Origin of the sequence: Streptomyces sp. NPDC016459, assembly GCF_040632845.1 — a bacterium.
In the GTDB taxonomy this organism is placed as follows: Bacteria; Actinomycetota; Actinomycetes; order Streptomycetales; family Streptomycetaceae; genus Streptomyces.
In genome coordinates this window covers 85,238-111,826 of the sequence record NZ_JBEYCR010000010.1, presented here as the reverse complement: position 1 = coordinate 111,826, position 26,589 = coordinate 85,238, and the positions used below count along the sequence as shown (strand labels likewise).

Here is a 26,589-nt window from a genome sequence, read left to right as displayed (position 1 = left end):
GCGCCCAGGTTGGGGCGGGGGGACGGCCCGGGACCAGAAACTTTGCGGATACCGCAAAACGGCCGCGTGGACGCTTTCTCGCATACCGCACAACGGCGCGCGGACGCCGGACTCGCGGACCGTTGCCGGGCCCGCCGCGGACGGTGCCGTCGTGCGCGTACGGCCGCCCCGGGAGGTCGGGGGGAAGTCGACGCGCGTCAACGGACCCCCGACCCGGCACGGAGTGCCGCCGGATCATAGGCTGCGGGTATGCCCAGAACTTCACCCCACATCGCCTTCGACGCCCTCCTCGCCGGCAACAAGCGCTTCGTAGCGGGCTCGGTCGAGCATCCGAACCAGGACGCCGCCCGTCGCACCGAGCTGGCCCCCGGTCAGAACCCGTTCGCCGTCGTCCTCGGCTGCTCCGACTCGCGGCTCGCCGCGGAGATCATCTTCGACCAGGGACTCGGGGACCTGTTCGTCGTACGGACCGCCGGCCACGTGCTGGGGTCGGAGGTACTGGGGAGCGTCGAGTACGCGACCAGCGTGCTCGGCGCACGTCTGGTCGTCGTCCTCGGACACGACTCGTGCGGGGCGGTCGCGGCCGCCCGCGCGGCGGTGGAGGACGGCTTCTCCGCCGGCGGCTTCGTCCGTGACGTCGTCGAGCGTGTCACGCCCAGCATCCTCGCCGCCCGGGCGGCCGGTCTGACCGGTGACAGCGACATCATCGACGAGCACATCCGGCACACCGTGGACCTGATGCTCGACCGCTCCCGTCTGCTGTCGCAGCAGGTCGAGGCCGGGGAGGTCGCCGTGGTCGGCCTCGGCTACCAGCTGGCCGAGGGCAGCGCGCGCCTGGTGACCTCGCGCGGGGACATCGCCGGAGGGGACGAGGAGGGCGACGCGCCTTCGAGCCGCTGACTGTCGACGCGTGACGTCGCCCGCCGACGCGTTGGTCCGCCGACGCGTCGGCCCGCTGACGCCCTGGTCCGTTGACGGTCGTGCGATCGGGAGCGGGCGTCTCACCCGGCCGGGCCGGGGCGCCCGGCGCCCGCGGGTTCCCGTCTGTGCCAGGAGCCGGTCCGGGGGTCGTGGGTGACCAGCCCGAGGCGGGCGAAGTCACGGAGCCAGCCCTCCATCGGCCACTCGCCCCACCGGTCGTGGAAGAGGGCGCCGTTGCGCAGGATGTCGTCCAGGTGCTCGACGGGCGGCCTGCTGACGGGGTGGTACTGGTGGTGGGCGGCGGCACCGCCGACCCACCACAGGTCCACCCCCCGGGCGGCGGCGGTCATGGCGAAGTCGGTGTCCTCGCCACCGTAGCCGGTGTAGTCCTCGCAGAAGCCGCCGATACGCCGCCAGGTGGCCGCGGTCACCGCGAACGACAGGGACCAGAACAGCCGGTGGTCGCCGCCGGTCCGCAACTCACCGTCCGAGGGGACGGGCCGTCCGGGGTGCGGCGGCGCCAGCCGGGACAGTGCGTCGAGGCGGTAACCGTCGGCGGGCGGCGGAGGGAGGTAGGCGACGGTGCCGCACAGCAGAGCGCCGTCCTCGGCGGCGTCGGCGTAGCGGGCCAGCAGGCCGGGTCCGGATACGCAGTCCACGTCGAGGAAGACCAGCAGGTCGGCGCCGGCCTCCAGAGCCCGCCGGGCGCCGGCGTTACGGGCGGCCGCCAGCGGCAGACCGCCTCCCTCGGTGCGCGGTACGGCCACGGTGTCGGCCGTCGGCGGACGGCCCCGCACCACGTCGGCGGCGCCCGGATCGTCCATGGTCACGACGACGTAGTGCTCGGGCAGACGGGCGCCGTGGGCGAGACCGCGTTGCTGCAGGGCCAGATGGCGGTGGCGACCCGCGACGAGGGTGATCACCGCGACGCGCATGTGCTGCTCCAGCCCGGGGGTGAGGTCGGGGCCGCGTCCGCGGGCGCGCCCGTGTCCGCGCGTACGCCGGTCTCCCCGCTTCCGCCCACGTCCGCACGTACGCCCGGGTGCGCGTGCGCTCCCAAGTCCTCACGCACGCCCAAGTCCTCACGCCCGCCCGAGTCCCTACGCGTACCCGAGTCGTCCCGCCTGCACGGGTCGGTGCGCGCCTCCGGGTCGGTGCGCGCCTCCGGGTCGGTGCGCGTCTCCGGGTCGGTGCGCGTCTCCGGCGAGGCCATGCGGTCGAGCAGTCGGGCGGCTCGCTCGGCCCCGTCACCCGGAGCCCACAAACCCCACCGGTCACCCCGGGTCCGTAGGGCTTCGTCCAGGAGGCCGGGCCAGTCCCGGGGCTCGGGCCAGCGGTCCCGGACGGTGGCGAGTCCGCCCGCCGCCAGGGCGCGGGCGGTGGCGTGCTGTTCGCCGTGCGGCCGGGACTGCGGGACGATCACGGCCGGAGTACGGGCCGCGGCGCACTCGGCCACGGCGTTCTGGCCCGCGTGGGTGACCACCACGTCGGCCCGGCAGAGCAGCGGCCAGGGGTCCTCGGTCCAGCCGCCCGGGCCGCCGAGCACCGTCCAGTTCCATCCCGGGGTGGCATCGGCCGCCCCCCGCAGGTCGGCCGCGGTCAGTTCGGTGCCTCCGGCACCCAGCATCAGCAGCACCTCCCGTCCGGCCGGGGACCGCTCGGACCGTGGACCCGCACCGTCCGGGTGACGCTCCTCGGGGCGGGGCCGTCCGTCGTGCCGGGAGAAGGCGCCGGTGTACTCGGTCTTGGCGTGCCACTCCGGTGGCCAGCCGGGTTCCGGCAGCGCCGCCGGCCAGGGCGCCATGAGGGCGTCGGCCAGGTCGTACGCGAGGCGGTGGGCCGCGTCGGAGCGGTCACCGCGCATCGCGGAGACCACGACGGGCACACCCATGAGCCGGGCCAGGGCGGCGACTTCGACCGAGACGTCGCTGACGAGCAGCGCGGGCGCGGTGCGCTCGATCCAGTCGGCGACGGCCGCCATCCGGGAGCGGAGCCCGGCGTGGTGGCGGGGTACCCAGTGCAGTCGGCCGTGCGCCGTGGGATCGGCGGTGGCGGTGCCCGCCGGTCCGTCGGTCACCGGCCCGGTGTCCAGGGGCAGCGGGATCCAGTCCCCGTGCCAGTCGGCGGGGCGGGGAAGCGAGGACAGACCGGTGAGGGGCGTACGGGTCCGGTGGGCGACGCACCGGGCGCGGTGGAGGTGCCCTCGGCCCTGGTGGTGGACGTAGTAGCCGATCACAGGGTCAACTCCTCGTAGATCGCGGTGTACTCCTGGGCCATGGTGTCCAGCGAGCAGAAGCGTTCGGCGCGTTCCCGCGCGGCCCGGCGGTCCAGCCGTACGGCCTCGGGAACGAGCGCGGCGAGGGCCGCGGGGTCGTCGGCCGGGGCGAGCCGCCCGCATTCCGGCGTGAGGATCTCGCGCAGCGCACCCCGGTCGAAGGCGCACACCGGGGTGCCGCAGGCCAGCGCCTCGGCGACGACCAGGCCGTACGGCTCTTCCCAGCACGGGGTGACGAGCGCCGCCGCCGCCCCGCCCACCAGCCGGGCCAGGGCCCTGCGGTCCAGGTGGCCGACGTAGTCGATGCCGTCGCCGAGGAGGGGTTCGACGTACTCGGCGAAGTACCGCGGGTCCCCCACCGGTCCCGCCATGCGCAGCGGCCGGCCGGCCTTGCGGGCCGCCTGCGCCGCCAGGTGCGCCCCCTTCTCCGGGACCAGCCGGCCCGACCAGACGAGGTAGGGCCCACCGGGGCCGGGAGCCCACAGGCGGGTGTCGATGCCGTTGCGCACCACCCGGGCCCCGGGCGCGGTCCCGCGCCAGGCCTCCGCGGTGTGGGCGCTGACGGCGGTGAACGTCACGGGGCAGCGGTCCTGCGCCTGGACGGCCGACTCGAGCCAGGGGGTCGGCGGGGTGTGCAGGGTGGTCACGACCGGCAGCCGCAGCGCCGACGCCATCGCCACGGGCAGGTGGTGGAGACTGTTGTTGTGCACCACGTCGAAGCGCCGTTCGCCGTCCTGCGCGAGGTCCAGCATGAGCCGCAGATAGGCGTGGTGCTCGGCCATCCAGACGGCGTCGGGCATGCTGACGTCCTGGCGGGCGGCGGGGCTCAGCACCGGCCGGTGCACGGGGAGTTCGCGCACCCCCAGGCTCGGGTCGGAGCCGGGGGCGGCGAACAGTTCCACGTGGTGCCCGCGCTCGGACAGCGCCTTCGCGAGCGTCCAGGTATGCGCCTCAAGACCTCCGGCGAACGGCTCGCCGACGGGGAAGCGGGCGGAGGCGATCAGGACGATCCGCAACGGGACGCTCATCGATCCAGCTCGTGGTAGAGGTCCCGGTGCGCGCGGGCGACGGCGGCACGCTCGGCGGCCCGGGCGGCGGCCGAGGCCCGCCACGCGGGACGCGTGCGGTACGCCTCCAGGACCGCGGCACGCAGGGACTCCTCGTCGAGTCCGTTCTCCGCGTCGTTGCCGAAGGACAGGCAGGGACGCTGCTGGGCGTAGTACCCGCAGGTGGGCGCCGCGACGGCGGTGCCCAGGTCGTGACACGCCTCGAGCCACCCCGAGTGGGTGCCGAAGGTGTACGGCAGGACGGACAGGTCCAGGCCGCCCAGGTAGTCCCACAGCGCGTCGTCGTCGAGGAAGTCGTGCTCGTGCAGGTGCAGCAGGCCGCGTGCCGCCAGTGCCCGCAGCTCGTCGAGCACGGCCGGGGCGTAGGCGTGCGCGCCGGGGTCGCCCACCTCGCGGTGGATGTTCACCTGGAGGTCGGAGTCGGGCAGCTCGGCGAGCGTCTCGGCCAGGACGCGCACCACGGGCAGGACGGCCATGTTGGGTCGCAGGCTCTTCGCGTGGAGGCCGACGCGGAAGCGGTCGTGCGGCGGGCGGGGCCGGGTCAGGTGCGGCCGCTCCACCACATGGGGGTGGGGCAGCACCGTGGCCGTACGGTTCCAGCGCCGTGCGATCTCGTCGGCGGCGCCGGGCGTGAGGGTGATCAGCCGGTCGGCCGCCGGGACGAGCACGTCCAGGGCGGCGCGGTGCGGCGCCGGGTCCACCTGGTGCGGGTTGTGCAGGTCGTGCACGGTGTAGACGAGCGGCTTGCCGTGGCGGCGCAGCGCGGTGACGAGCTCGTCGAGCGCGGCCGGGCCCTGCGCGTCGAAGCCGAAGTGGAGGTGGAAGACGTCGAACTCCGTATGGTGCCCGTCCACCCAGGCGGGTTCGAGCATGACGGGCGGCCACCAGCGGGCGGAGGTGCTGGGCGCGCCGTTGGGCCGGGGGTCCGTGAGGCGGATGACGCCGTCGGCGGCTTCCTCGTCTCCGCAGTGCCGGACGTACACGTGACCGGAGGGCACGGAGGCCACCCGTACCGAGCGGTCGACCGGTCGGCGGGGCGGTGAGGTCGGCAGGGCGGTCTGATCGGTCATGACGGTGCTGACTCCCGCGTGAGGGTTCCGGCGCCCTGGGCAGTGCCCGCGCCTCTTGTCACGGCATGCACGGCACGGGACCGGCGCGTCGGCACCGCTCGTCCCGTGCCTCGATGGTCGTACAGTCGCGTCGCCCGCGCCTCCGCTGAGGGTCAACCGTGGGGCGGACGGTTTTCCGTCGGATGCCGCGCATATCTCCGCGCCCCCGGGGGCAGGCGAGCGGCACGGGACGGGTGTCCCCTGTTGGGAGTAGAAGGAGAAGCCTGATGCTGATGGCCCACCCCACGGTGCTGACGGACCTCATCGAGCGGTACGAGACGCTGCTGCGTGCCGATGACGGTTCGGCCGAAGCGCGCCGACGGAGGGAAGACGTCACGTACACCCTGTGCGTGGCCACCGGCACGCGCGACATCGACACCGCGCTGGCCACCGCCCGCCGACAGCTGTCCGCCGCGAACACCGAGAGCCGCTTCGCGCTCGCCGGCTGACCGAAGCGCCGGCCTGTCCCCGAGGACAGACCGGCATGGGCGAGCACGGGTCAGGACCGGGGGAAGCCGCGCCCGGCCCTACTCACCCGCCGGTGAGGATGCGGATCTCCGCCACCGCCGGCACCGCTGCGGCGACCAACCAGATCAGCCAGAGGTCCATGGCGCTCTCCCGGCGGGTGCGACTCCGCGGAGGGCCGTACAAGCAGCGCACCCTTCTGTCGTGTCTACCCCGTTTTGCGACGGTGCACGCTCAAACCGCCGCCGTCGGCGCCCGCCTCCTGGACTGGCCCGACCAGCCCCTGTGATCAGTCTCCGGCCGGCCTGGTCGGTGTCGACGGAGACCTGCGGCGCGGCGGGAGTCCGGCCGGGCGGGCCCGGCCCTCGGCCGAGCCCGCCACACCGGCTCCCCACGGGAGCCGGACCGTGTCATGCCGTCAGCGCCGCAGTGTCAGCAGCCCCGGCCGGTAGGGCCACAGACCGTACTCACCCCCGGAGTCGGGATCGCGTCCCTGGTAGAGGAACTGCAGATTGCAGGGATCGACGGTGAAGGTCTGATCGGCGCCGGCGCGGATCAGCTCGCCATGGCTGATGTCGTCGGTCCACGTGACGCCGGTGTTGGCCTTGCCGGCGAAGGAGTTGCTCTCGGTCGCGGCCTGGGGCGTCCACGTGCCGTCCAGACTGGTGGCCGTGAACGAGCGGAAGTACCGGCCCTGCGAGCCGATCGCCTCGACGAGCATGAGGTAGCGGTTCTGACCTTGGAGCTTGTAGACCTGAACGGCTTCGAACAGGTTGTTCGTCGTGTCGCTCATGATCACGGTCGAGGTCGTTCCGAAACTGCCCGGGAAGTTCCCGATCGGCATGCCGGCCCGGTAGATCCTGCCGTTGTCACCGGCGAAGAACAGGTACATGTTCGTGCTGTCACCGATGAGCGTCTGGTCGATGGGTCCTGTCGAGGAGCCGGTGATGCTTCCGGAGAAGAGCGCCTGCTCCGACGACCAGCCGTTCGGGTTGGCGGGATCGCTCGACGTCCGGTAGGAGAAGGCTGTCCTCCCCCACTGGTAGGCGAGTACCCAGATGTTCTTCGGTGCGAAGTAGAAGAGCGTGGGCGCGACGACGGGCGTCGACATCGTGTTCTGGGCGGCCGAGGCCATCTCCGACCAGTCGGTGAACGGGCCGAAGTTCATCGAACCCCACTTCTCCCCCGTGTCGTGCGTCGTCGCGTAGACGAGCTGCCGGCCGTTGTAGGGGGCGACGGTGAAGTCCTTGAGCGAGACCCACCCCGGCTTGGGCTGTGCCAGCGGGCCCGTCGACGTCCAGCGGTACGTCGACGGAAGGGTGCACGGGCCGGGGTTGCCGCCGCCGACCTTGACGAGCTGCCACTGCTGGTTGCCGCCGCCCCAGTCGTCGTACTGGACGATGTTCGCGTTGTCGGCGGTGGAGCCGCCCTGGACTTCGAGGGCCTTGCCGCTGTGGCGCGCGATGAACCTCACGTGGCCGTCCGAGCTGTCGGCCAGCCGCCACTGCTGGTTGGCGCCGTTCAGGTCGGCCCACTGGACGATCGGGCCGCCGTTGGCGGTGGACCCGTTGTGGACGTCCAGCACCTTGCCGGAGTGTCGGGACTTGATGCGGTAGTAGCCGCCTCCCGAGTCGATGAGCTGCCACTGCTGCTGGTTCTGATCGTTCCTGGTCCACTGGGTGATGCGGGCACCGTCATGGGTCGCCAGGTTGTGGACGTCCAGGGCTTTGCCGCTGGTGCGGTTGACCAGCACGTACGAGGCGTTGGTGTCGATGACCGGCGCCGCGCCGGCGGGCTGCGCACCGAGGTAGGCGGCCAGGAACAGCAAGGGCACGAGGACCGCGAGCAGGCCTTTCGGGTGGAACGGGGACGGATGGCGGGACCACATCAGAAGAGCTCCTTCGGGGGGCGTGGGTGGGATGACCCCGACGAACCGCGGAGCGGAAGCGGCAGGGGGGCGGGTACGGGACGGACGCGGAGGCGGCCGCACACTCGACGCCGGATCGGGGCGCCGCATGTTAGCGCTAACAATTTGGTGCCTTCCGGTACGGTCGGGCGTTTGACGAGACTCCTCACGTGGAGGTGACACAGGGGCGTGTTCAGCCTTTGGTCGCGCCCGCGGTGAGGCCGCCGATCAGCTGCCGCTCAGCGACGGCGTAGAAGGCGAGGGCGGGGACCATGGCGAGCACGATGTAGGCGAGGACGAGCGCGTAATCGGTCGAGTACTGGCCTTGGAACTGCTGGACGCCGACCGGGATCGTCTGCCATGTCGGGTCGTTGAACACCAGCAGCGGCAGGAAGAAGTTGTTCCAGCTCGCGACGATCGCCAGCACCGAGACCGTGCCGAGCGCCGGACGCGCCATCGGCAGCAGGATCTTCCAGAAGAAGCGGAACTTGCCGCAGCCGTCCATGACGGCCGCCTCCTCCACCTCCGCCGGGACGGTCCGGAAGAAGCCGCGCAGAATGATGATCGTCATGGGGAGCCCGAAGGCCGCCTGCGGGAGGATCACCCCGAGCGGGTTGTCGAGCAGGCCGAAGTTGCGCAGCATGAGGAACAGCGGCAGGACGGCCACCGCGAACGGGAACATCAACCCGATCGTGAACAGCGTGTAGAACAACTCCCTGCCCCGGAAGGCATAGCGGGCCAGCACGAATGCCGCCATCGCGGCGGCCGCCACGGTGCAGCACGTCGTGCCGATCGCGATGCCCGCGCTGTTGGCGATCTGCCGCCAGAACATTCCGTCGCCGAGAATGCCGGTGTAGTTGCCGGTCTTCCACCGCTCCGGCAGGCCGAACGGATCGGTCGTCAGCTCGGCGGTGCTCTTGAACCCGGAGATCACCGCGTAGATCAGGGGCACGACGACGAACGCGCCGATCAGCCAGACCACGGCGTGCAGCGACAGGCCGCGTGCCGTCCCTCGGGCGTTCATCGGCCACCTCCCGTGGTGACGGCCCCGCCCAGGTCACGGCGGAGCACGTAACGCTGGTAGAAGAGGGAGAAGACCAGGCTGATCATGAACAGCACCACACTGATCGCACTGGCGTAGCCGACCTGGTACCGCTTGAACCCGAACTGGAACATCGAGATCGCCATCGTCTCGGAGGAGTGGTTGGGCCCGCCCGCCGTCATGACCCAGACGAGGTCGAAGAGCTGGATGGACCCGATGATCGAAAGGAAGACGCTGATCCGGATCGTCGGGCCGAGCAGCGGCAGCGTCACGTGCCGGAAGCGCTGCCAGGCGCCGGCGCCGTCGATGGAGGCGGCCTCGAGGATCTCGCGCGGGATGCTCTGCAGCCCGGCGAGGAAGAGCATCATGTGGAAGCCGAAGTACTTCCAGATCATGACCACGAACAGGGTCGGCATGACCGTGGAGGGATCGGCGAGCCACGTGCCCTGCAGCCCCTCCAGTCCGAGGACGCCGACGAGATGGTCGGCCATGCCGTCGCCGGGCAGGAAGATCATGGTGAAGAGGACCGCCGTCACCACCTCGGACAGGATGTACGGCGCGAAGAACAGCATCCGGTAGACGGCCCGGCCGCGCAGCCTCTGGTTGAGCAGGACCGCGGTGAACAGCGCGAAGGGCAGCTGCACCGTGACCGACATGACGATCAGGTACAACCCGCGCCGCAGGTCGCCGAGGAAGACCTGGTCGTCGAACAGCTTGGTGTAGTTGGCGAAACCGACGAAGTCGTCCATGGGGCCGATCCCGCCCCACTTGAAGAAGCCCGTCCAGACGGCGACGACGATCGGGGCGAGGACGAAGACGAGGAAGAGGACCAGAGCCGGGACGAGGAACCAGGCGACCGACGCCCAGCTTCCGCACGCGCGCAGGAGCGACCGGGCCGGGGCTGGCTTGCGCATCGGCACGGCGTCCTCCGTCCGCTCCTCGGCCAGGACGAACACGGAGTCAGGCACCCTTCGCAGCCTCGGTGATCGATGCGGTGACCTGCTCGGGCGTCTTCTCGCCGGCGATGAGGTCGGCGACACCGTCGTTGATCTCCTGGCCGACCGCCGGGGGGTAGGCCTGGTCGAGGAAGAGCTGGAAGCCCGTCGCCCTGACGAGGCTGTCGGCGACCACCTTCCTGTTCGGGTCGGTGAGTTGACTCTCCGCGCCCTTGACCACCGGCAGGAAGCCGTTGGACGCCAGCAGCTTGGACTCGTTCTCCAGGACGAGGAACTTCAGGAAGTCCAGCGCCTCCTTCGGGGCCCCCTTGCGCAGCGCGAAGCCGCCGCCACCGCCGAACACCTCGGTGACCTGACCGACGCCGCCGTCGACCGCCGGGAAAGGGAAGAAACCCAGGTGCGCTCCCAGGTCGGCGCCCGCGTCCTTCTGTACCGACGGCCCCCACTGCCCCATCAGCTCCATGGCGGCCTTGCCGTGGCCCATGGTCGCGGCCTGGCCGCCCGGGGTGGCGTAGCCGGCCCCGAGGAAGCCCTTCTGGAACGGCTGGAGGTCGACCAGTTCCTTGAGGTGGATGCCTGCCTGGACGAAGCCCGCGCCGGTGAAGTCCTTGGTCGTCGCGGCCTGCTGCAGCGCCGGGAGGCCTGCGACACGCATCGCGAGGTAGGCCCAGTAGTAGTGGCCCGGCCATTTCTCCTTGCCCGCGAGGGCGATCGGAGTGACACCGGCCGCCTTGAGCTTCCTGACGTCTTCGAGGAGCTGGGCCCAGGTGGCCGGCGGAGCGGTGATCCCGGCCTCGGCGAAAAGCTTCTTGTTGTACCAGAAGCCGACCATGCCGACGTCGTAGGGCACCCCGTAGGTCCGGCCCCCGAACTGATACGCCTGCAGCGAGACCGGCGTGAGGTCGGACGACCAGTCGAGCGCGTCGGTGAGGTCCTCGACCAGCCCCGCGTCGACCTGCTGCTGCAGCACACCGCCGCCCCAGGTCTGGAAGACGTCGGGGAGCCTGCCCGAGGAGGTGGTGGCGGTCAGCTTGGATTTGAACGCCTCGTTCTCCAACGAGGTCGTCTTGATCGTGACGTTCGGGTGAGCGGACGTGAACGCCGAGGAGATCTGCGGGAAGAGGGACTTGCCCGGTTCCGTGGTGGCGATGTTCCACCACGCGAACGTCACCTCGCCGTCGGCCGACCGCTGGTCGCCGGAGTCGTCGACGCCGCATGCCGCGGCCAGGGATACGGACAGTGCGGTCAGGCCCGAGAACGCCAGGAAGCTTCGTCGGCTCGGGGGTGTGCTGGCCATGGGACCTCCGGGGTGGGGAATGCCGGTGCGCGCCCGAAAACATTTCGAAACACTCTCGAATTCTGTGCTGCCACAAACTAGGAACGCGAGGCTTGTCGGTCAAGGCCTGTCGCCAACTTAAGCAAAAACAACGGCTGTTCGCGGGCTTGACAAGCAGTCACGCCAACCAGAAACTCTTCGAAAGTTTGCGATACCTTTCGCCAGCCGAAGGGGTCCGCGCGCAGAGGAGAGAAGTTGAGTGAGCAGCGCCCCACCCTCGCCGTCATCGCCGCGGAGGCGGGGGTCTCCCAGGCAACCGTGTCCAAGGTGATCAACGGCCGTTCCGATGTCGCACCCTCGACACGCGAACGGATCGAGGGTCTGCTGCGGTCCCACCACTACCTCCATCCCGGCCGGCCGGGCAGGGTCCGCAGGTCGGGGCTCGTGGACCTGATCATCGGCGGTCTGGACAGCGCGTGGGCGGTGGAGATATTGCGCGGCGTCGAGGCCGAGTGCGCCCAGCGGAGCGTCGGCACCGTGGTATCGCTCGTGCCGCCGGGCGAGGCCACGCCGTCGAGCTGGGCCGCCCTTCCGGCCCTGCACCACAGCGACGGCGTCATCCTGGTGACCAGCTCGGTCACCCGGGCCCAGCGCACCCAGGTCGAACGGGCCGGGGTGGCGCTGGTCGTCATCGATCCGATCGACCTGCCGGGCAACGGTGTGCCGAGCATCGGCGCGACCAACTGGGCGGGCGGCCTCGCCGCCACGGAGCACCTGCTGGAGCTGGGACACCGCCGGATCGCCACGATCGGCGGGCGCAAGGAGATGCTCTGCAGCCAGGCCCGCATCGACGGGTACCGGGCCGCCCTGGAGCGGGCCGGGATCGAGGTGGACCGCGCTCTGATCCGCTTCGGTGACTTCCAGCACGAGGGCGGGTTCCGGCAGGCCCGGGAACTACTCGCCCTCCCCGAGCCGCCGACCGCCATCTTCGCCGGCAGCGACCAGCAGGCGATGGGCGTCTACGAAGCCGCCCGGCAGGCCGGACTGAGCATCCCGCGGGACCTCAGCGTGGTCGGCTTCGACGACCTGCCGATGTGCGAATGGCTGTCACCACCGCTGACGACCGTGCGCCAGCCGCTGGAGGAGATGGGCCGACTTGCCGCTCGCACGCTCTTCCAGCTTCTTGACGGCCAACCCCTGGTCAGCCCCCGGATGGAGCTCTCGACCGAACTCAAGGTCCGGGTCTCCACCGCCCCGCCGCGTCCCTAGGAGAACCCCTTGACCACCGGTCCCTGGCGTGACCCACACCTCCCCGCGTCCGTACGCGTCGTCGATCTGCTCAAGCGGATGACGTTGGAGGAGAAGGCGGGCCAACTCGCGGGCTTCTGGGCGTTGCCCTCGGATCCGGGAGCGCCTGTCGCGCCGATGGAGGACGATTCGGGCGAATCCGCGCCCGGCCTCGACGACATCGTCGCCCACGGGCTGGGCCAGCTCACCCGGGTGTACGGCACCGCTCCGGTCACCGCTGAAGCCGGAATGGAACGGCTCGCCTCACTCCAGCGGCAGGTGACCGAATCCGGGCGGTTCGGAATTCCGGCGATCGCGCACGAGGAGTGCCTGACCGGGTTCATGACGTTCGGAGCGACGGTCTTCCCCGGGCCGCTGGCCTGGGGCGCGTCCTTCGATCCGGAGCTCGTGCGCCAGATGGCCGCCGCCATCGGCGCGGGTATGCGACGGGTCGGCGTCCATCAGGGACTGGCCCCGGTGCTCGACGTGGTCCGTGACTACCGGTGGGGCAGGACGGAGGAGTGCATCAGCGAGGACCCCTACCTCGTGGGAGCGATCGGCACCGCCTATGTGCAGGGCCTGGAAGGCGCCGGGATCGTGGCGACACTCAAGCACTTCGCCGGGTACTCGGCCTCGCGCGGCGGCCGGAACATGGCCCCCGTCGCCTCGGGGCCTCGCGAGTTCGCCGACGTGCTGGTCGAACCCTTCGTACGGGCGCTGCGCGAGGGAGGCGCCCGTTCGGTGATGAACAGCTACACCGACGTGGACGGCGTCCCGGTGGCCGCCGACCGACGGCTGCTGACCGAAGTGCTCAGGGGGGAGCTCGGCTTCAGCGGGGTCGTCGTCGCCGACTACTACTCCGTCTCCTTCCTGGAGACCCGGCACAACGTCACCGGATCGCGAGGTGCGGCCGGCGCGCTGGCGTTGACCGCCGGCATCGACGTCGAGCTGCCCACGGCTCGATGCTACGGCGAGCCGCTGACCGAACTCGTGCGGTCGGGAAGCGTAGCGGAGGAGCTCATCGACCGGGCCGCGGAACGTGTCCTGTTGCAGAAGGCCGAACTCGGCCTCCTCGACCCCGACTGGGAACCCGTCAAGCCCGAGCCCGTCGACCTCGACCCGCCGGAGAACCGGGCGCTGGCCAGGCTCCTGGCCGAACGGTCCACCGTGCTGCTCGCCAACGACGGCATCCTGCCGCTGCGGCCGTGCCGGGTCTCGATCAGCGGGCCCTACGCCGACGACCCCCAGTCCTTCCTCGGCTGCTACTCGTTCCCCAACCACATCGCGCGGCCCGGCGCCCTCGGGCTGGAGATCCCGACGCTCGGCGAGGCGCTCACCGCCGCCGGGTTCACGGTCACCACGGACGATCCGGACGTGCACGTACTGGTGCTCGGGGACCGGGCCGGCATGTTCGGCCGGGGCACCTCCGGAGAGGGCTGCGACGCCGAGACCCTCGACCTGCCCGGCGACCAGGCCGCACTCGCCTCCGCCGTGCTGGAGTCCGGTGTGCCGACCGTCCTGGTCCTCGTCGCCGGACGGCCCTACGCGCTCGGCTCACTGGCCGAGCGCGCGTCAGCCGTGGTGCAGGCCTTCTTCCCCGGCGAAGAGGGGGGGACGGCACTCGCCCGGATCATCAGCGGGGCCGCGGAACCGTCCGGGCGGCTCCCCGTCTCCATACCCCGCCGGGCCGGCGGTCAGCCCGGCACCTACCTGCACTCCCGGCTCGGCGGGCACACCGCCTGGAGCTCGGTGGACCCGACCCCGCTCTTCCCCTTCGGACACGGGCTGAGCTGGACCAGTTTCCGCTGCTCGGAGCTCTCGGTGGATCCCCACGCCGCGACGGACGGAGCCGTCGCCGTCTCGGTCACCGTACGCAACGTGGGAGAGGTGGCCGGAACCGAGGTGGTCCAGTTGTACCTCTCGGATCCCGAGGCGTCCGTCGTCCGGCCGCAGCGGTGGCTCGCCGGATTCGGCAGGGTCGAACTGCAGCCGGGCGCGGCCGCGCGGATCACCTTCTCCGTCCATGCCGACCGGACCTCGTTCACCGGGCTCGACCTGCGCAGAAGAGTGGAACCCGGAAGGATCGGGGTGGCCGTCGGACGGTCCAGCGGCGATCTTCCGCTCCAGGGCTCCTTCACTCTGGACGGCCCCGTACGTCACCCGGCGGCCGACCGCGTCCTGTCCGTTCCGGTCGAGATCGTCCCGGTTCCATGACCGGGTCGTTCGGCGATCCCGTACTGCCCGGGTTCCGGCCCGACCCTTCCGTCTGCCGAGCGGGAGCGGACTACTACGCGGTGACGTCCAGCTTCGAATGGTTCCCGGGCCTGCCCGTGTTCCACAGCCGCGATCTCGTGAACTGGCGGCGCCTCGGCTCCGCGCTCGACCGGGCATCCCAGCTCGACCTCGATGGGTGCGAGCCCTCGCGGGGGCTGTTCGCACCGACGATCCGGCATCACGACGGGGTCTTCCATCTCGTCTGCACACTGATGGACGGACCCGGCCACTTCGTCGTCACCGCGACCGACCCGGCGGGGCCGTGGTCGGAACCCCACTGGCTTGAGGGCGACGGCTTCGACCCGTCGCTGTTCTTCGACGACGGGCCGGACGACGGCGACGGCGACGGGGACGGCCGGGCCTGGTTCACCGCGGCCCGCGTACGGGACGAGGCGGCCGGCCGCACCGAGATCTGGATGCGCGAATACCTTCCCCTCGAGCGACGGCTCACGGGACCCGAACACGTCCTGTGGTCGGGCAGCCGACCGGGGGCCCGATGGTCGGAAGCCCCGCACCTCTACAAGACCGACGGCACCTATCTGCTGCTCACCGCCGAGGGCGGAACCGACGTGGACCACAGTGTGGTGGCCGCCCGCGCCGACCGCGTGACCGGCCCCTACCGGGGCGCCCCCGGCAACCCGGTGCTCCCACCCGCCACGGGCCCGACCAGGTGCACCGGGCATGCCGACCTCGTCCGAACCCCTGACGGCGACTGGTGGGCCGTCCTGCTGGGCGTCCGCCCGGGTTCCGCCATCGGCCGCGAGACGTTCCTCAGCCGGATCACCTGGGACGACGGCTGGCCGGTCTTCTCCCCCTCCGGCCACATCGGCCTTCGCCGCCCCCTCCACGACGACTTCGCCACCCTCTCCGCCGACTGGAACACGCTGCGCACGCCACGCACCCGGTTCTGGAGCACCGGCGACGGGCTCCGCCTCCATCTCCGCCCCGAGCGCCTCGGCGACCGCACCACCCCGTCCCTCCTGGCTCGCCCCCAGGAGCACCCCGACTGCGACGTCTCCACCGAACTGCGCTTCACCCCCGCCGCACCGGACGAACAGGCGGGGCTCGCCGTAGTCCTCGACGACGACACGCACCTCCTCCTCCTCCTGCACAGCACGGAAGGACTCAGCCTCCGCCAGGGGCCCGATGTCCTGGCCCGCGTTCCCGTTCCCCCGGGCCCCGTTCGCCTCGGAGTCCGCATCCGCGGCTTCCGTCACACCTTCGCCTACGCGGCATCCGACGGCACCTGGCAGGACCTGGCCACCGTCGAAGCCACCTTCCTCACCCCGCTGTTCACCAGCATCCAGCTCGGCCTCTACGCCACATCCAACGGCCGCGTGTCCACCAACCAGGCGCATTTCCCGTGGTTCGACATCACGTACCCGAGCCGGCAGTGACGGCCGGGACTCAGGCGCCGATGAGGAAATGCGCTTTTACGGCGATCTCTTCCCAAGAGTCGCCGTTCAGATCCCGCACCCTTGCGCGGAAATCCGCCGCGTTCAGTCCCGTTCCGTGAATTCCCTCCTGGAGGCTCAGTCATGCGCTTGACCGCCAGTCCCCCATCCACCGTCCGCCGGAAGATCGACGGCCTGTGTGCGGCGCTGATCGTCGCCGTCCTCAGTTCGGTCGCCGTACTGGTGGCGCCGCTGACATCGCACGCCGCCGAGACCACGCTCGGCAGCGCGGCGGCGCAGAGCGGACGCTACTTCGGCACCGCCATCGCCTCGGGCCGGCTCAACGACTCGGCGTACACGACGATCGCGGCCCGCGAGTTCAACTCGGTGACGGCTGAGAACGAGATGAAGATCGACGCCACCGAACCACAGCAGGGCCGGTTCGACTTCACCGCCGCTGACCGCGTCTACAACTGGGCGGTGCAGAACGGCAAGCAGGTGCGCGGCCACACCCTGGCCTGGCACTCCCAACAGCCCGGCTGGATGCAAGGCCTCAGCGGCAGCACGCTGCGCCAGGCGATGACCCACCACATCAACGGCGTGATGGCCCACTACCGGGGCAAGATCGTCCAGTGGGACGTGGTGAACGAGGCCTTCGTCGACGGCACCTCGGGAGCCCGGCGCGACTCCAACCTGCAGCGCACGGGCAACGACTGGATCGAGGTCGCCTTCCGCACCGCGCGCGCGGCCGACCCGGCCGCCAAGCTCTGTTACAACGACTACAACGTCGAGAACTGGACCTGGGCCAAGACCCAGGCCATGTACGCCATGGTCCGGGACTTCAAGCAGCGCGGCGTACCGATCGACTGCGTCGGTTTCCAGTCGCACTTCAACAGCGACAGCCCGTACAACAGCAACTTCCGTACCACCCTGCAGAGTTTCGCCGCCCTCGGCGTCGACGTGGCCATCACCGAACTCGACATCCAGGGTGCCTCGGCCACGACCTACGCCCAGGTGACAAACGACTGCCTGGCCGTCCCGCGCTGTGTCGGCATCACCGTCTGGGGTGTGCGCGACACCGACTCCTGGCGAGCGGAGCAGTCTCCCCTGCTGTTCAACGGCGACGGCAGCAAGAAGTCCGCCTACACCTCCGTCCTCAACGCGCTCAACGCCACCTCCCCTCCGCCCGCTCCGCCCGGTTCCGGACCGATCAAGGGCGTCGCTTCGGGCCGCTGCCTGGACGTGCCCGGCTCCAGTACCACCGACGGCACCCAGGTCGCCTTGTGGGACTGCAACAACCGCACCAACCAGCAGTGGACCCTCACCGCCGCAGGTGAGCTCAGGGTCTACGGGGACAAGTGCCTGGACGCCGCCGGCACCGCCAACGGCTCCAAAGTCCAGATCTACAGCTGCTGGGGTGGCGACAACCAGAAATGGCGCCTCAACTCCGACGGATCGATCGTCGGCGTCCAGTCCGGCCTCTGCCTCGACGCCGCCGCCGCCGGCACGGCCAACGGCACCCTGGTCCAGCTCTACTCGTGCTGGAACGGCGGCAACCAGCGCTGGACCCGCACCTGACCTGCCAGGAGTGGTGCTGACGGAGCGCGTTCCGTCATCCACGGCGGGGCCGCAGGCGGATGTGCCTGCGGCCCCGCTCGGCGCGTCGGGTCAGGACGGGTCGCCGTACTGGAGTCCGCGTCCGTTGGTGCCGACGTCGACGCGCGCGGCAGTTTCGGGGTCGCCGGTGATGACGCCGACACCGCCGACCATCCACAGGTCCCGGGCGGTGCCCGGGACGGCCATGAGCCGGCCCGAGGGCAGAGTGCCGGCGCGGGCGGTGAACACGCCCGGCCGGCCGGTGCAGACCGAACCGGCCGTCGCGTCGCCGATGGAGTCGGCGTACGTCAGGTACAGCGAGCCGTCACCGGAGACCTGGCGGCGCGGGTGGCGGGTGCTGTGCCGGATGCCGTTCAGCTGTCGGTGGGGGCGTGGTGGGCTGTGGTCCCCTCGCGTCGTCGGCGGGCTGCGGATGTCCCGCAGGGGACGCCGGGGTGAGGGTTCGCGGGGGCGCGCCGATGTCGTCGCTCCCGTGGGACCGGTGCGCGCCGTGCACGACCAGCGCCCAGAGCAGGCCGGCGAACGCAGCCGTGTGGAGGAGGGCGCGGACGTGGTTCCAGACGACCCACCGGTTCTCGAAGTCCGCGCGGACCTCCGCCAGATGACTGAGGTGGGCGGGGTCGCCCACGCTCGCGAGTCGGTCGTTCAGGGGGACGTTGACGGCGCTGGTGACCACGAAGGCCACCAGGTACAGGACCAGTGCGACGATCAGCCACGGCAGAGCGGGACGGCCCTCGTCGCGCCAGGCCAGGAACACCGCCAGGCCGAGGAGGGGGATCGAGCCCATGAACGGGAGCATGAAGGCCGGGTTGATGATCGCCTTGTTGATGCCCTGCATCGCTTCGACGAGGGTGTGGTCGGACGATCGGGCCAGGCCGGGCATGACCGCGTAGGAGAAGGCGGCGAACAGTCCGGCCATGAGCCCCGTGGAGAGCGTGGCGGCGAGCAGCACGACGGTCTGCAGGTTCTTCATACGGCATCCTCCTGGGTTCCGGATCCCCTCGACCACGCATCCATGACGTCGCCACAGCTCGACTGTCGCTCACGGTGACGGCCTCGGCAACGGCCTTTTCCGCAGCCTGCGTTAACCTGGCGGTTAACGCGACCGAGGGACGGCGGCGAACCGGGGGGCCCGTGGAGATCAGGGACATGGAGATCTTCCTGGCGCTCGCCCAGGAGCTGCATTTCGGTCGGACCGCCGAGCGGTTGCGCGTCTCCCCGGCCCGGGTCAGCCAGGCGATCAAGAAGCAGGAACGCCGCATAGGCGGCGCGCTCTTCGACCGCTCCAGCCACCACGTCCGTCTCACTCCGCTCGGCCGGCAGCTCTACGACGACCTGCTTCCGGTGCACCGTGGACTGCGGCAGAGCCTGGAGCGGGCGGCGTTGACGGCCGGCAGGGGGACGGAGGTGCTGCGCCTGGGCATGATGTCCAGCAACAGCGAGGACCTGCGGCCCGTCCTCGCCGCGTTTGCATCCCGCCGCCCCGGGTGCCGCGTGCAGATCCGCGCCGTGGGCTACGACGACCCGTTCTCCGCCCTGCGCCGCGAAACCGTCGACGTCCTCCTCGCCTGGCTCCCCATCCGGGAACCTGGTCTCACGGTGGGTCCGGTGGTCTACACCGAGCCCGTCGTCCTGTGCGTGTCCTCCACCCACCGGTTGGCCGCCCGTGAGTCGGTCTCCTACGAGGACCTCGCCGACGAGGCCGTCCCGACCGGTGCCACCCCCGACTACTGGCGCGAGGCGCTGATCCCCACACGCACCCCCGGCGGACGGCCGATCGCCAGGGGGCCGGCCGTGATCGACGGCACGCAACTGCTTGCCGTCGTCGCCAGCGGGGAAGCCGTCTGCCCCGTTCACGCGCACGCGCTGCGCTACTACGCCCGGCCCGACATCGCCTACGTCCCCATCCACGACGCCCCGCTCAGCCGCTGGACGCTCTGCTGGCGCACCGGCGGCGACACCGGCCCGATCCGCGACCTCGCCGAAGTGGCCGACGCCCTCGGCCCCTTGGCCCTGTGACCGGGGAGCGGCGAACGCGAAGGGCCTGGACGTACGGGGCGGGAACGGCGACCCGCTTCTGTCGGGGTGGCGAGGCCCCCGGCCTGCGTACGTTGCGGCCCCGCCCCTTTCGGGCGGGAGACGGGGTGCCTCGCGGTGACCGGGACCGGGACCGGGTCCCGGTCAGGACCGCAGGAAGGCGAGCACCGCGAGGACCCGTCGGTGCCCTTCGGTGGCCACCGGCAGGTCGAGCTTGGAGAAGATGTTGCCGATGTGCTTGTTCACGGCCGCCTCGCTGACGAACAGCTCGGCGGCGATGGTCGCGTTGGTGCGGCCCTGGGCGACCAGGCCGAGCACCTCGCGCTCGCGGGGGCTCAGCCCTTCCAGGGGGTCCTTCCGCATGCGTACGAGCTGCTGGATCACCTCCGGATCCACCACCGTCCCGCCGACGGCGATCCGGTCGATGGCGGCCGTGAAGTCGGCCACCGCCGCCACCCGCTCCTTGAGCAGATAGCCGACTCCGGCTCCGCCGCCGGAGTCCAGCAGGCCCAGCGCGTAGGAGCGTTCCACGTACTGGCTGAGCACGAGCACCGGCAACCCGGGGAACTCCTCCCGGAGTCGCACGGCGGCCTTGAGCCCGTCGTCGCTCAGCGTCGGCGGCATCCGTACGTCGGTGACGATCAGGTCGGGCCGCTCGGTGCGCACGGCCGCGACCAGGGCGCCGGCGTCACCGACCGCCGCCACCACCTCGTGCCCGACCCGCTGCAACAGCCCGACCAGGCCCTCGCGCAACAACACGGCGTCCTCTGCCACGATCAGGCGAAGCGACACGGAACCTCCACATGCAACAGGGTGGGACCACCGACCGGACTCGACACCCGCAGACGTCCGTCGAGCGCCTTGACCCGGTCGGCGAGCCCGGTCACACCGCTGCCCGCTTCCGTGTCCACGCCGCCGCGGCCGTCGTCCGTGATGTCGAAGATCAACAGATCGGCATGGTAACGACCGCGCACCTCCGCGCTCGCGGCCCCGCTGTGTCTGGCGATGTTCGTCATGGCCTCGTTGATGAGGTAGTACATGGTCGTCTCCACCTTCCTGGGCAGCTTCTCAGGCAGCCTCAGGTCCACCGTGACCGGGATCGGGAACCGGGCGGCGTAGTCCTCGATCGCCGCGACAAGCCCGTGATCGGCCAGGACCGGCGGATTGAGCCCCCGGATCAGCGCCCGCAACTCCTGGTGGGCGGCGGACAGCTGGGCCTCCGCCCGGGTGAGCAGGTCGGCCTGCGGGGAGTCCGGAGAGGTGTCCAGGCGCAGCATCCCGAGGGTCATCCCCAGGGACACCAGCCGCTGTTGCGCCCCGTCGTGCAGATCACGTTCGATCCGTACCCGTTCGGCGTCGAAGGTGTCCAGGAGGCGCGCCTGCGAGGCACGCACCTCGCGCAGCTCCTCCGCGAGCTCCCGGTCGCGCGGGGCGAGGAAGGTACGGGCCAGGGCGGCCCTGGCGCCCGCCCAGGAGGTCACCGTGTAGGGCGAGGCGAGCAGCACGGTCACGCTGAAGACCGCCCACGGCCAGGTCTCGCCGTCCAGCGAGCTGAGGAAGACGGCCGGCACCCCGAAGCAGAAGCCCAGCACCATCAGGTCCAGCCACCACAGCGCGGCCGTCGAGATCAGCGTGAACAGCAACTCCCGCCAGGTGACCTGCTCCTTGAGCCGGGTCGCCACCCAGGCCTTCGTGCCCCCTGCGTACGGGCGCCTGTGCGGGTCCGGCAGCCGGTCGAGGTCCACCAGCCGCAGCCGGTGGCGCTCCACCGTGGCGACCACCGTGGAAGCCAGCACCAGACCCACCAGGGGGGCTATCCCGATCAGCACCACCAGCAGGACGACTCCCGCCGCCAGACCGACGGCGAAGACCATCAGCGCCACCGCCCCGACCAGGACACCGCTGCTCAGATAGGCCAGCGACCGCCAGGGCCAGCTCGACGTCAGAAAGCTCATGGGGCGCTGGGCCATGGCCTGCCAGGCCGTAGTGGGACGCATCCGCCCACCGTAGCCGGGGCAGTCCGGGCCGCCGGGGTAGAGCTGGCACTACCTCGGAAGTAGAGCGGGGATCAGTGCCCCGCTCCCCCCTCCTGCGGTGAGATCGACGCATGACGACAACGAGGCAAACCTCCGGGCAGGACGCGGTCGAACTCCACGGCGTACGCAAGGTCCACGGCACGGGAGGCCACGCGGTGACCGCACTCGACAGCGTCTCCATCGGCTTCCCCCGCGGCACCTTCACCGCCATCATGGGGCCCTCGGGCTCAGGGAAGTCCACGCTGCTGCAGTGCGCGGCGGGACTGGAGCAGCCGACCGAGGGACACATCGTCCTCGCGGGCGTCGACATCGGCCGGCAGAGCGAGAAGCAGCGCACCGAGCTCCGCCGTCAGCACGTCGGCTTCGTCTTCCAGGCGTTCAACCTCGTCGAGTCCCTGACGGCGGCCCAGAACGTGGAGCTGCCCTCCCGCTTCGCGGGCCGCAAGGTCAAGCCCGAGCAGGTCGCGGGCGCTCTCGCCTCGGTCGGTCTGGCCGAGCGGGCGAACCACCGGCCCAGTCAGCTCTCCGGTGGCCAGCAGCAGCGCGTGGCCCTGGCCCGCGCCCTGGTCACCCGCCCCGACGTCCTCTTCGCCGACGAACCCACCGGCGCCCTGGACACCGTCACCTCGCACGAGGTGCTGCGCATGATGCGGATGCTCGTCGACCAGGAGGGCCAGACGACCCTGATGGTCACCCACGACCCCGTGGCCGCGGCCGTGGCCGACGTCGTCGTCTTCATCAAGGACGGCCGGATCGCCGACCGGATCGTGCTGGACCGGGACCCCCGGACGAACAACGCCGCGGCGATCGCCGCCCACATGACCCGACTGGAGGCGTGATGCTCATCCTCGCGAACGTACGTGAACGCTGGTCCAGCTTCCTCGGAGCCTTCCTCGCCGTCATGGTCGGGGTGGCCCTCATCACCACCACCCTCGTCATCCACGACTCCTCCCGCCCCACCGTCCAGGACCGCTATGCGGGCACCGCCGCCCTGGCCCTGCCCGAGCGGGCGCTCGACCGGGAGGGCAGCCCCGAGGACCGGATGCCGTGGAGCCAGGCCGAGGCCGCTCCGATCCGGGCCGAGCTCCACGCGGTCCCCGGAGTCGCCTCCGTCGTGGTGGACCGTTCCTTCTACGCCCAGGCCCTCAAGGGCGACGAGCCCGTCACCGACGAGGGCGCCGCGGAAGCGGGACACGGCTGGGGCAGCGCGCAGATGGCGCCCTACAGGCTCGTCTCCGGCCGGGCCCCGAGCGGTCACGGCGAGGTCGTGGTCGACCGCGCCCTGGACGTGGCAGCGGGCAGCGAGCTCACCGTCAACATCACGGAGGGCCGCAGGCAGTTCACCGTCGTCGGCACCGTCGACGGCCCCGGCTACTACTTCAGCGAGGCATTCGCCGCCGAGCAGCAGCCCGGCGTCGTCGCCCTCGCCCTGATCGCGGACGAGGGAGCGTCCGCCGCCTCCGTCGCGTCCGCCGCACAGGGGACCCTCGGCGGCAGGGGCGACGTGCTCGCCGGCGAGGCGCGCTCCGAACTCCAGCCCCGGTACGTCGAGCACAAGCGCAACCTCGGCGTCCAGCTCATCAGTGCCATGGCCGCACTCGGCCTGTTCACCACGGTCTTCGTCGTCGCCTCCATGCTGATCCTGTCGACCGGCATGCGCCGCCGTGAGATCGGCCTCCTGCGCACCATCGGCGCCGCACCGAGCCAGATCCGCCGCATGATCCTCGGTGAGGCCGCCGTGGTGGGCCTGCTCGGTTCGCTCGTCGGCTGCCTGACCGGCATCGCCGCCACCCCGATCCTGCGAGACATCCTCAAGGGCCTGGACGTCACCCCGCCGGGCATGGAGGTCACCGTGGCCGCCTGGCCGCTGCTCACCGCCTCGGCGGTCGGCGTCGGCGTCAGCCTCATCGGTTCCTGGGCCGCCGGCCGCAAGGCGGCGAAGGTGGCCCCGATCGAGGCCCTCCTGGACAGCCGTTCCGCCAACGACGGCATGGGGCGCGGCCGTTGGATCGCAGGACTGTCGGTCCTCGGCCTCGGGGCCGCCCTGGCCGTCGGCACCGCGACCACCGGCGCCGACACCCGTATCAGCATGGCGCTGTTCGCGACCATGACACTCATCGTCGCGGCGGCCCTGCTGGCCCCCGCCCTCGTCGGCCCCCTCGGCCGCCTCCTCACCGCTCCCCTCCGTACACGCGGCTCGGCCGCTCCCGTCCTGATCCGCTCCGAACTCACCGCCAACTCCCGCCGCGCCGCCTCCCTGGTGGCCCCCGTGATCGCCGCCGTCGGCTTCGCGGTCCTGCTCAGCGGAGCGGTGGAGACGATGCGGGTGGCCTACCCGGCGGGCGAGGCGCTCAAGGTCGCCGGCCAGACGATCGTCACCTCGGACGGCACCCCCGGCAACACCGATGAGGTCGTCGCCGCCCACCCGGTGGGCAAGGCCTCCCTGCCGACCCGCGCCTTCGTCGGCGATGAGCGGACCGTCCTTGACGTACTCGGCAGCCGTGACGCCCGGTGGAACAAGCCGGGAGAGGCCGTGCTCGGTCGGCGCACCGCCGCCGACCTGGGCCTGGAGCGGGGCCAGAGCGTCCTGGTGCGGTTCGCCGACGGCGCGGGCGTCGACCTGACGGTCAGCCAGATCTCGCCCGACGACCCGGCCCGCGGTGACTTCGTGGTCGCCCGTGACCTGGTCCGAGCCCATGACCCGGCCGCGCTCACCGACGACATCTTCGTCCCGGCGGGGCACAAGGCCTCCGCCACGATCCCCGGCACGGTCGTGCACGACGCCATGCGGTACGCCCTCGACGACTACAACACCGACGCCAAGCTCACCGACAGCCTGGCCGCCATGCTCATCGCCATCGCCGTCGGCTACAGCGTGATCGCCGTCGCCAACAGCATGGCCATGGCGGCCCACGGCCGTCGCCGCGACTACGCGGTGATGAGGTCCGCCGGCGGCACCGTCCGCCAGCTCCTCGGGCTGGCCGCCGGCGAGACCGCGGTGCTGGTGGCCGTCGGCGCGGGCCTCGGTGTCCTCGTGACACTGCCCCCACTGGCGGGCATGGCCTCCGGCCTCTCCCAGGCCACCTCGTCCGACGTCGGCCTGCACCTGAACAACGGAGCCGTCCTCACGGCGATCATCGGCACCCTGGTCGCGGCGGTCCTGGCGGGGGTGCTGGTCACCGGGAAGACCCTGCGGAAGACCGCCTAGCCACCCCGACGACGACGTGCCCGCCTGCCTGCGGCGGGTCGGGGCAGGGCCGGGGTCCGGATCGGACGTACGCGGTCGGCGTCCTCGCCCAGGGCGTTCCGCCCCGGCCACGGGCCTGACGTCCCTCCCCCGGGCTGTGAGGCCGGCGGGCCCGGTCGGTACGTTGCGGCCGCGGGCGCGGCCAGTCCCGACGCGCCGATACGGACAGGCCCGACGCCGCCGAGGGGGAGGCGCCCCCGACCGGCCGGAACGTTCGCAGCCCCCGCACACGCCCGACGGGGTGCCCGGCCGCCCCCGCACACGCCCGACGGGGTGCCCGGCCGCCGCCGGGCACCCCGTCTCAGCTGCGACCGCCAGGTCAGGCGTTGCCGAACGCGAGCAGGACGCCGCCCTGCGCGGGCGCGAACAGCCTCCCCTGCGCCGTCCCGAGCCCCGGCACGGTCCAGCCCCGCCAGTCGCTCTCCGCGACGATGTTCTCCATCGGATGCGGCTCCGCGGACAGCCGGTACGACCAGACCCTCTTCCCCGTCTGTTCCTCCAGGACCACCAGCTCGCCGGAGCCGTCGGCCACGTACACGTGCCCCCCGGCGACCAGGCGCACCGTCGCCGCCTGGCGCGGGCTCGTGTACGTCCAGCGCGTGGCGTATCCGGCGGTGGTGTCGAGGGCCTTCACGACGCCCCGGTTGGCGACGTACACCCGCCCCGTGCCGAACGCGGGCGTGGCGTCGGCGGGCAGCCTCCGCACCACGGCGCCCGTCCGGCGGTCGTAGGCGACGACGTTCGCGTCGTCGGCGAAGCTGTTCCGCAGCCACAGGGCGCCGTCGCCCAACGCGGTGGGGTTCCCGCCCGCCCCTGACCTGTCGGGCACGTCGTAGCGCCGCAGTTCCTTTCCGGTCGCCCGGTCCAGCTGCTGGTAGGCGAGATTGTCGAAGCCGATCCAGACGCCCTGGTCGTCGACGAGGACGGGGGCGAACCCGTTCTCGACGAGGGGGGCCTCCCACAGGCGAGCGCCGGTGTCGGCGCGCAGCGCGTAAGCCCTGCCCCGACCGTCCTGCGCGTAGACGACGTCGGCGTACCAGGCGGGCGGGTACTGGCAGAACCCGTTGCCGAGCTCCACGGTCCACTTCACGGTTCCGGTGGCGGGGTCCCACGCCCGTACCTGGCCGTCCATGGTCTGCGTGTAGAGCAGCCCCCCTCCGTAGGTGACGGTGGCGTTGGGCCGACTGGTCAGGAACCTCTGGGGCCACAGGGACCTGCCCGTAGCGGCGTCGAGCCCGACGAGTTCCATGCGCGGGCCGCCCTCGTCGCCCTGGTCGGCGTTGACGACGGCGAAGACCTGGCCGCCGACGGCCACGGGGGCCGACACGACCGACCCCAGGTCACGCTGCCACAGCTTCTTGAACGGCGGCTTCGCGGTGGCGCCCACGACCCGGCTGTCACCTCGCGCGTTGGCCCGGTACCCGACGGTGCCGCTCCGTACGGGCATCGCCGCGGGCCCTTCCGCCGACGGTACGGGCGACGCCGGCGGCGCGATCCCGAGCACCAGCAGGGCGCACGCCGTCGACGCCACCGCTCCCGCCCGCCACGGTCCTCGAAGCGCGGTCCCGTTCACATGACCCCCCACGGTCTTGCTGAAGTTGACGATCCGTCCGATCCACCTCGGACGGCCTCGCCCTCATACCCCCGCCCGTTGCTCCCATACACCCTCGGGAACGCACC

The 26,589-nt window shown here is 71.5% G+C and carries 23 protein-coding genes; 10 read left to right on the top strand and 13 right to left on the bottom strand.

Annotated features, from left to right (window positions below; all coding sequences use genetic code 11):
* Nucleotides 1–249: 249 nt before the first annotated feature.
* Nucleotides 250–900, top strand: coding sequence for a carbonic anhydrase (locus ABZ567_RS23395; protein WP_360792991.1), 651 nt, complete (start codon nucleotides 250–252; stop codon nucleotides 898–900).
* A 101-nt stretch (nucleotides 901–1,001) separates the two neighbouring features.
* Here the strand turns inward: ABZ567_RS23395 and ABZ567_RS23390 are convergent, their stop codons facing one another.
* Genes ABZ567_RS23390 through ABZ567_RS23375 form a run of 4 tightly spaced genes read right to left on the bottom strand, consistent with a single transcriptional unit; the run spans nucleotide 1,002 to nucleotide 5,333 of the window.
* Nucleotides 1,002–1,856 carry a galactosyltransferase-related protein gene (locus tag ABZ567_RS23390; protein WP_360792989.1) on the bottom strand — a complete coding sequence of 285 codons (855 nt, stop codon included), beginning with the start codon at nucleotides 1,854–1,856 and terminating at the stop codon, nucleotides 1,002–1,004.
* Nucleotides 1,841–3,157, bottom strand: a complete 1,317-nt coding sequence (locus ABZ567_RS23385; protein ID WP_360792987.1) for a glycosyltransferase — start codon at nucleotides 3,155–3,157, stop codon at nucleotides 1,841–1,843. The genes ABZ567_RS23390 and ABZ567_RS23385 overlap by 16 nt, the downstream gene beginning before the upstream one ends.
* Nucleotides 3,154–4,224 carry a glycosyltransferase gene (locus ABZ567_RS23380; RefSeq protein ID WP_360792985.1) on the bottom strand — a complete coding sequence of 357 codons (1,071 nt, stop codon included), beginning with the start codon at nucleotides 4,222–4,224 and terminating at the stop codon, nucleotides 3,154–3,156. Before ABZ567_RS23380 ends, ABZ567_RS23385 begins: the two co-directional genes overlap by 4 nt.
* On the bottom strand, nucleotides 4,221–5,333 hold the full coding sequence (locus ABZ567_RS23375) for a glycosyltransferase (protein WP_360792983.1): 1,113 nt from the start codon (nucleotides 5,331–5,333) through the stop codon (nucleotides 4,221–4,223). Before ABZ567_RS23375 ends, ABZ567_RS23380 begins: the two co-directional genes overlap by 4 nt.
* 266 nt (nucleotides 5,334–5,599) lie before the next feature.
* Between ABZ567_RS23375 and ABZ567_RS23370 the strand changes: the two genes are divergently transcribed.
* A complete protein-coding gene (locus ABZ567_RS23370; RefSeq protein WP_360792981.1) occupies nucleotides 5,600–5,821 on the top strand; it encodes a DUF5133 domain-containing protein in 222 nt (73 codons plus the stop codon).
* A 35-nt stretch (nucleotides 5,822–5,856) separates the two neighbouring features.
* Complete coding sequence (locus ABZ567_RS23365; RefSeq protein WP_360792979.1) at nucleotides 5,857–6,126, top strand: hypothetical protein; 270 nt, start codon at nucleotides 5,857–5,859, stop codon at nucleotides 6,124–6,126.
* 129 nt (nucleotides 6,127–6,255) lie between these two features.
* Here ABZ567_RS23365 and ABZ567_RS23360 read toward each other — a convergent pair whose 3' ends face one another.
* The 4 genes from ABZ567_RS23360 to ABZ567_RS23345 form a co-directional block, all read right to left on the bottom strand.
* On the bottom strand, nucleotides 6,256–7,725 hold the full coding sequence (locus ABZ567_RS23360; RefSeq protein ID WP_360792977.1) for a non-reducing end alpha-L-arabinofuranosidase family hydrolase: 1,470 nt from the start codon (nucleotides 7,723–7,725) through the stop codon (nucleotides 6,256–6,258).
* A 211-nt stretch (nucleotides 7,726–7,936) separates the two neighbouring features.
* Nucleotides 7,937–8,767, bottom strand: a complete 831-nt coding sequence (locus tag ABZ567_RS23355; protein WP_360792975.1) for a carbohydrate ABC transporter permease — start codon at nucleotides 8,765–8,767, stop codon at nucleotides 7,937–7,939.
* Nucleotides 8,764–9,699, bottom strand: coding sequence for a sugar ABC transporter permease (locus tag ABZ567_RS23350; RefSeq protein ID WP_360793218.1), 936 nt, complete (start codon nucleotides 9,697–9,699; stop codon nucleotides 8,764–8,766). The genes ABZ567_RS23355 and ABZ567_RS23350 overlap by 4 nt, the downstream gene beginning before the upstream one ends.
* A gap of 46 nt (nucleotides 9,700–9,745) precedes the next feature.
* Nucleotides 9,746–11,038: an extracellular solute-binding protein gene (locus tag ABZ567_RS23345; RefSeq protein ID WP_360792973.1), complete on the bottom strand. Its 1,293-nt coding sequence runs from the start codon at nucleotides 11,036–11,038 to the stop codon at nucleotides 9,746–9,748.
* A gap of 234 nt (nucleotides 11,039–11,272) precedes the next feature.
* On the opposite strand from ABZ567_RS23345, the gene ABZ567_RS23340 reads away from it, so the two are divergent.
* From ABZ567_RS23340 to ABZ567_RS23325, 4 genes are all read left to right on the top strand, one after another.
* Nucleotides 11,273–12,286 (top strand): LacI family DNA-binding transcriptional regulator, encoded by a 1,014-nt coding sequence (locus ABZ567_RS23340; protein WP_360792971.1) that lies wholly within the window; start codon nucleotides 11,273–11,275, stop codon nucleotides 12,284–12,286.
* Between the two features lie 9 nt (nucleotides 12,287–12,295).
* Entirely contained in the window at nucleotides 12,296–14,518 is a 2,223-nt protein-coding gene (locus ABZ567_RS23335) for a glycoside hydrolase family 3 N-terminal domain-containing protein (RefSeq protein ID WP_360792969.1), read from the top strand.
* Nucleotides 14,515–15,975 carry a glycoside hydrolase family 43 protein gene (locus tag ABZ567_RS23330; protein ID WP_360792967.1) on the top strand — a complete coding sequence of 487 codons (1,461 nt, stop codon included), beginning with the start codon at nucleotides 14,515–14,517 and terminating at the stop codon, nucleotides 15,973–15,975. Before ABZ567_RS23335 ends, ABZ567_RS23330 begins: the two co-directional genes overlap by 4 nt.
* A 141-nt stretch (nucleotides 15,976–16,116) precedes the next feature.
* Nucleotides 16,117–17,550, top strand: a complete 1,434-nt coding sequence (locus ABZ567_RS23325; protein ID WP_360792965.1) for an endo-1,4-beta-xylanase — start codon at nucleotides 16,117–16,119, stop codon at nucleotides 17,548–17,550.
* A gap of 90 nt (nucleotides 17,551–17,640) precedes the next feature.
* Here ABZ567_RS23325 and ABZ567_RS23320 read toward each other — a convergent pair whose 3' ends face one another.
* Nucleotides 17,641–17,817, bottom strand: a complete 177-nt coding sequence (locus ABZ567_RS23320; RefSeq protein ID WP_360793239.1) for a hypothetical protein — start codon at nucleotides 17,815–17,817, stop codon at nucleotides 17,641–17,643.
* A 76-nt stretch (nucleotides 17,818–17,893) separates the two neighbouring features.
* Nucleotides 17,894–18,562 (bottom strand): anthrone oxygenase family protein, encoded by a 669-nt coding sequence (locus ABZ567_RS23315; RefSeq protein ID WP_360792963.1) that lies wholly within the window; start codon nucleotides 18,560–18,562, stop codon nucleotides 17,894–17,896.
* Nucleotides 18,563–18,738: 176 nt separating this feature from the next.
* Between ABZ567_RS23315 and ABZ567_RS23310 the strand changes: the two genes are divergently transcribed.
* Nucleotides 18,739–19,608, top strand: a complete 870-nt coding sequence (locus tag ABZ567_RS23310) for a LysR family transcriptional regulator (protein WP_360792961.1) — start codon at nucleotides 18,739–18,741, stop codon at nucleotides 19,606–19,608.
* Nucleotides 19,609–19,770: 162 nt separating this feature from the next.
* Here ABZ567_RS23310 and ABZ567_RS23305 read toward each other — a convergent pair whose 3' ends face one another.
* Both ABZ567_RS23305 and ABZ567_RS23300 read right to left on the bottom strand, forming a co-directional pair.
* Nucleotides 19,771–20,418, bottom strand: coding sequence for a response regulator transcription factor (locus tag ABZ567_RS23305; protein ID WP_360792959.1), 648 nt, complete (start codon nucleotides 20,416–20,418; stop codon nucleotides 19,771–19,773).
* Nucleotides 20,403–21,623, bottom strand: coding sequence for a sensor histidine kinase (locus ABZ567_RS23300; protein ID WP_360792957.1), 1,221 nt, complete (start codon nucleotides 21,621–21,623; stop codon nucleotides 20,403–20,405). Before ABZ567_RS23300 ends, ABZ567_RS23305 begins: the two co-directional genes overlap by 16 nt.
* Before the next feature lie 110 nt (nucleotides 21,624–21,733).
* Between ABZ567_RS23300 and ABZ567_RS23295 the strand changes: the two genes are divergently transcribed.
* Together ABZ567_RS23295 and ABZ567_RS23290 are read left to right on the top strand one after the other, a co-directional pair.
* The gene (locus ABZ567_RS23295; protein ID WP_360792955.1) at nucleotides 21,734–22,501 is read left to right on the top strand and encodes an ABC transporter ATP-binding protein; all 768 of its coding nucleotides are present in this window, start codon (nucleotides 21,734–21,736) and stop codon (nucleotides 22,499–22,501) included.
* Entirely contained in the window at nucleotides 22,501–24,870 is a 2,370-nt protein-coding gene (locus ABZ567_RS23290; protein ID WP_360792953.1) for an FtsX-like permease family protein, read from the top strand. The genes ABZ567_RS23295 and ABZ567_RS23290 overlap by 1 nt, the downstream gene beginning before the upstream one ends.
* Nucleotides 24,871–25,228: 358 nt before the next feature.
* Here the strand turns inward: ABZ567_RS23290 and ABZ567_RS23285 are convergent, their stop codons facing one another.
* On the bottom strand, nucleotides 25,229–26,440 hold the full coding sequence (locus tag ABZ567_RS23285) for a PQQ-binding-like beta-propeller repeat protein (RefSeq protein WP_360792951.1): 1,212 nt from the start codon (nucleotides 26,438–26,440) through the stop codon (nucleotides 25,229–25,231).
* Nucleotides 26,441–26,589 lie beyond the last annotated feature (149 nt).

What these genes read in the sequence shown, in the direction of transcription:
- ABZ567_RS23395 (WP_360792991.1), top strand. Translation starts at nt 250, where the DNA reads ATGCCCAGAACTTCACCCCACATCGCCTTCGACGCCCTCCTCGCCGGC.
- ABZ567_RS23390 (WP_360792989.1), bottom strand. Translation starts at nt 1,856, where the DNA reads ATGCGCGTCGCGGTGATCACCCTCGTCGCGGGTCGCCACCGCCATCTG.
- ABZ567_RS23380 (WP_360792985.1), bottom strand. Translation starts at nt 4,224, where the DNA reads ATGAGCGTCCCGTTGCGGATCGTCCTGATCGCCTCCGCCCGCTTCCCC.
- ABZ567_RS23375 (WP_360792983.1), bottom strand. Translation starts at nt 5,333, where the DNA reads ATGACCGATCAGACCGCCCTGCCGACCTCACCGCCCCGCCGACCGGTC.
- ABZ567_RS23370 (WP_360792981.1), top strand. Translation starts at nt 5,600, where the DNA reads ATGCTGATGGCCCACCCCACGGTGCTGACGGACCTCATCGAGCGGTAC.
- ABZ567_RS23365 (WP_360792979.1), top strand. Translation starts at nt 5,857, where the DNA reads ATGGGCGAGCACGGGTCAGGACCGGGGGAAGCCGCGCCCGGCCCTACT.
- ABZ567_RS23360 (WP_360792977.1), bottom strand. Translation starts at nt 7,725, where the DNA reads ATGTGGTCCCGCCATCCGTCCCCGTTCCACCCGAAAGGCCTGCTCGCG.
- ABZ567_RS23355 (WP_360792975.1), bottom strand. Translation starts at nt 8,767, where the DNA reads ATGAACGCCCGAGGGACGGCACGCGGCCTGTCGCTGCACGCCGTGGTC.
- ABZ567_RS23350 (WP_360793218.1), bottom strand. Translation starts at nt 9,699, where the DNA reads ATGCGCAAGCCAGCCCCGGCCCGGTCGCTCCTGCGCGCGTGCGGAAGC.
- ABZ567_RS23345 (WP_360792973.1), bottom strand. Translation starts at nt 11,038, where the DNA reads ATGGCCAGCACACCCCCGAGCCGACGAAGCTTCCTGGCGTTCTCGGGC.
- ABZ567_RS23330 (WP_360792967.1), top strand. Translation starts at nt 14,515, where the DNA reads ATGACCGGGTCGTTCGGCGATCCCGTACTGCCCGGGTTCCGGCCCGAC.
- ABZ567_RS23325 (WP_360792965.1), top strand. Translation starts at nt 16,117, where the DNA reads ATGCGCTTGACCGCCAGTCCCCCATCCACCGTCCGCCGGAAGATCGAC.
- ABZ567_RS23315 (WP_360792963.1), bottom strand. Translation starts at nt 18,562, where the DNA reads ATGAAGAACCTGCAGACCGTCGTGCTGCTCGCCGCCACGCTCTCCACG.
- ABZ567_RS23310 (WP_360792961.1), top strand. Translation starts at nt 18,739, where the DNA reads ATGGAGATCTTCCTGGCGCTCGCCCAGGAGCTGCATTTCGGTCGGACC.
- ABZ567_RS23300 (WP_360792957.1), bottom strand. Translation starts at nt 21,623, where the DNA reads ATGCGTCCCACTACGGCCTGGCAGGCCATGGCCCAGCGCCCCATGAGC.
- ABZ567_RS23295 (WP_360792955.1), top strand. Translation starts at nt 21,734, where the DNA reads ATGACGACAACGAGGCAAACCTCCGGGCAGGACGCGGTCGAACTCCAC.
- ABZ567_RS23290 (WP_360792953.1), top strand. Translation starts at nt 22,501, where the DNA reads ATGCTCATCCTCGCGAACGTACGTGAACGCTGGTCCAGCTTCCTCGGA.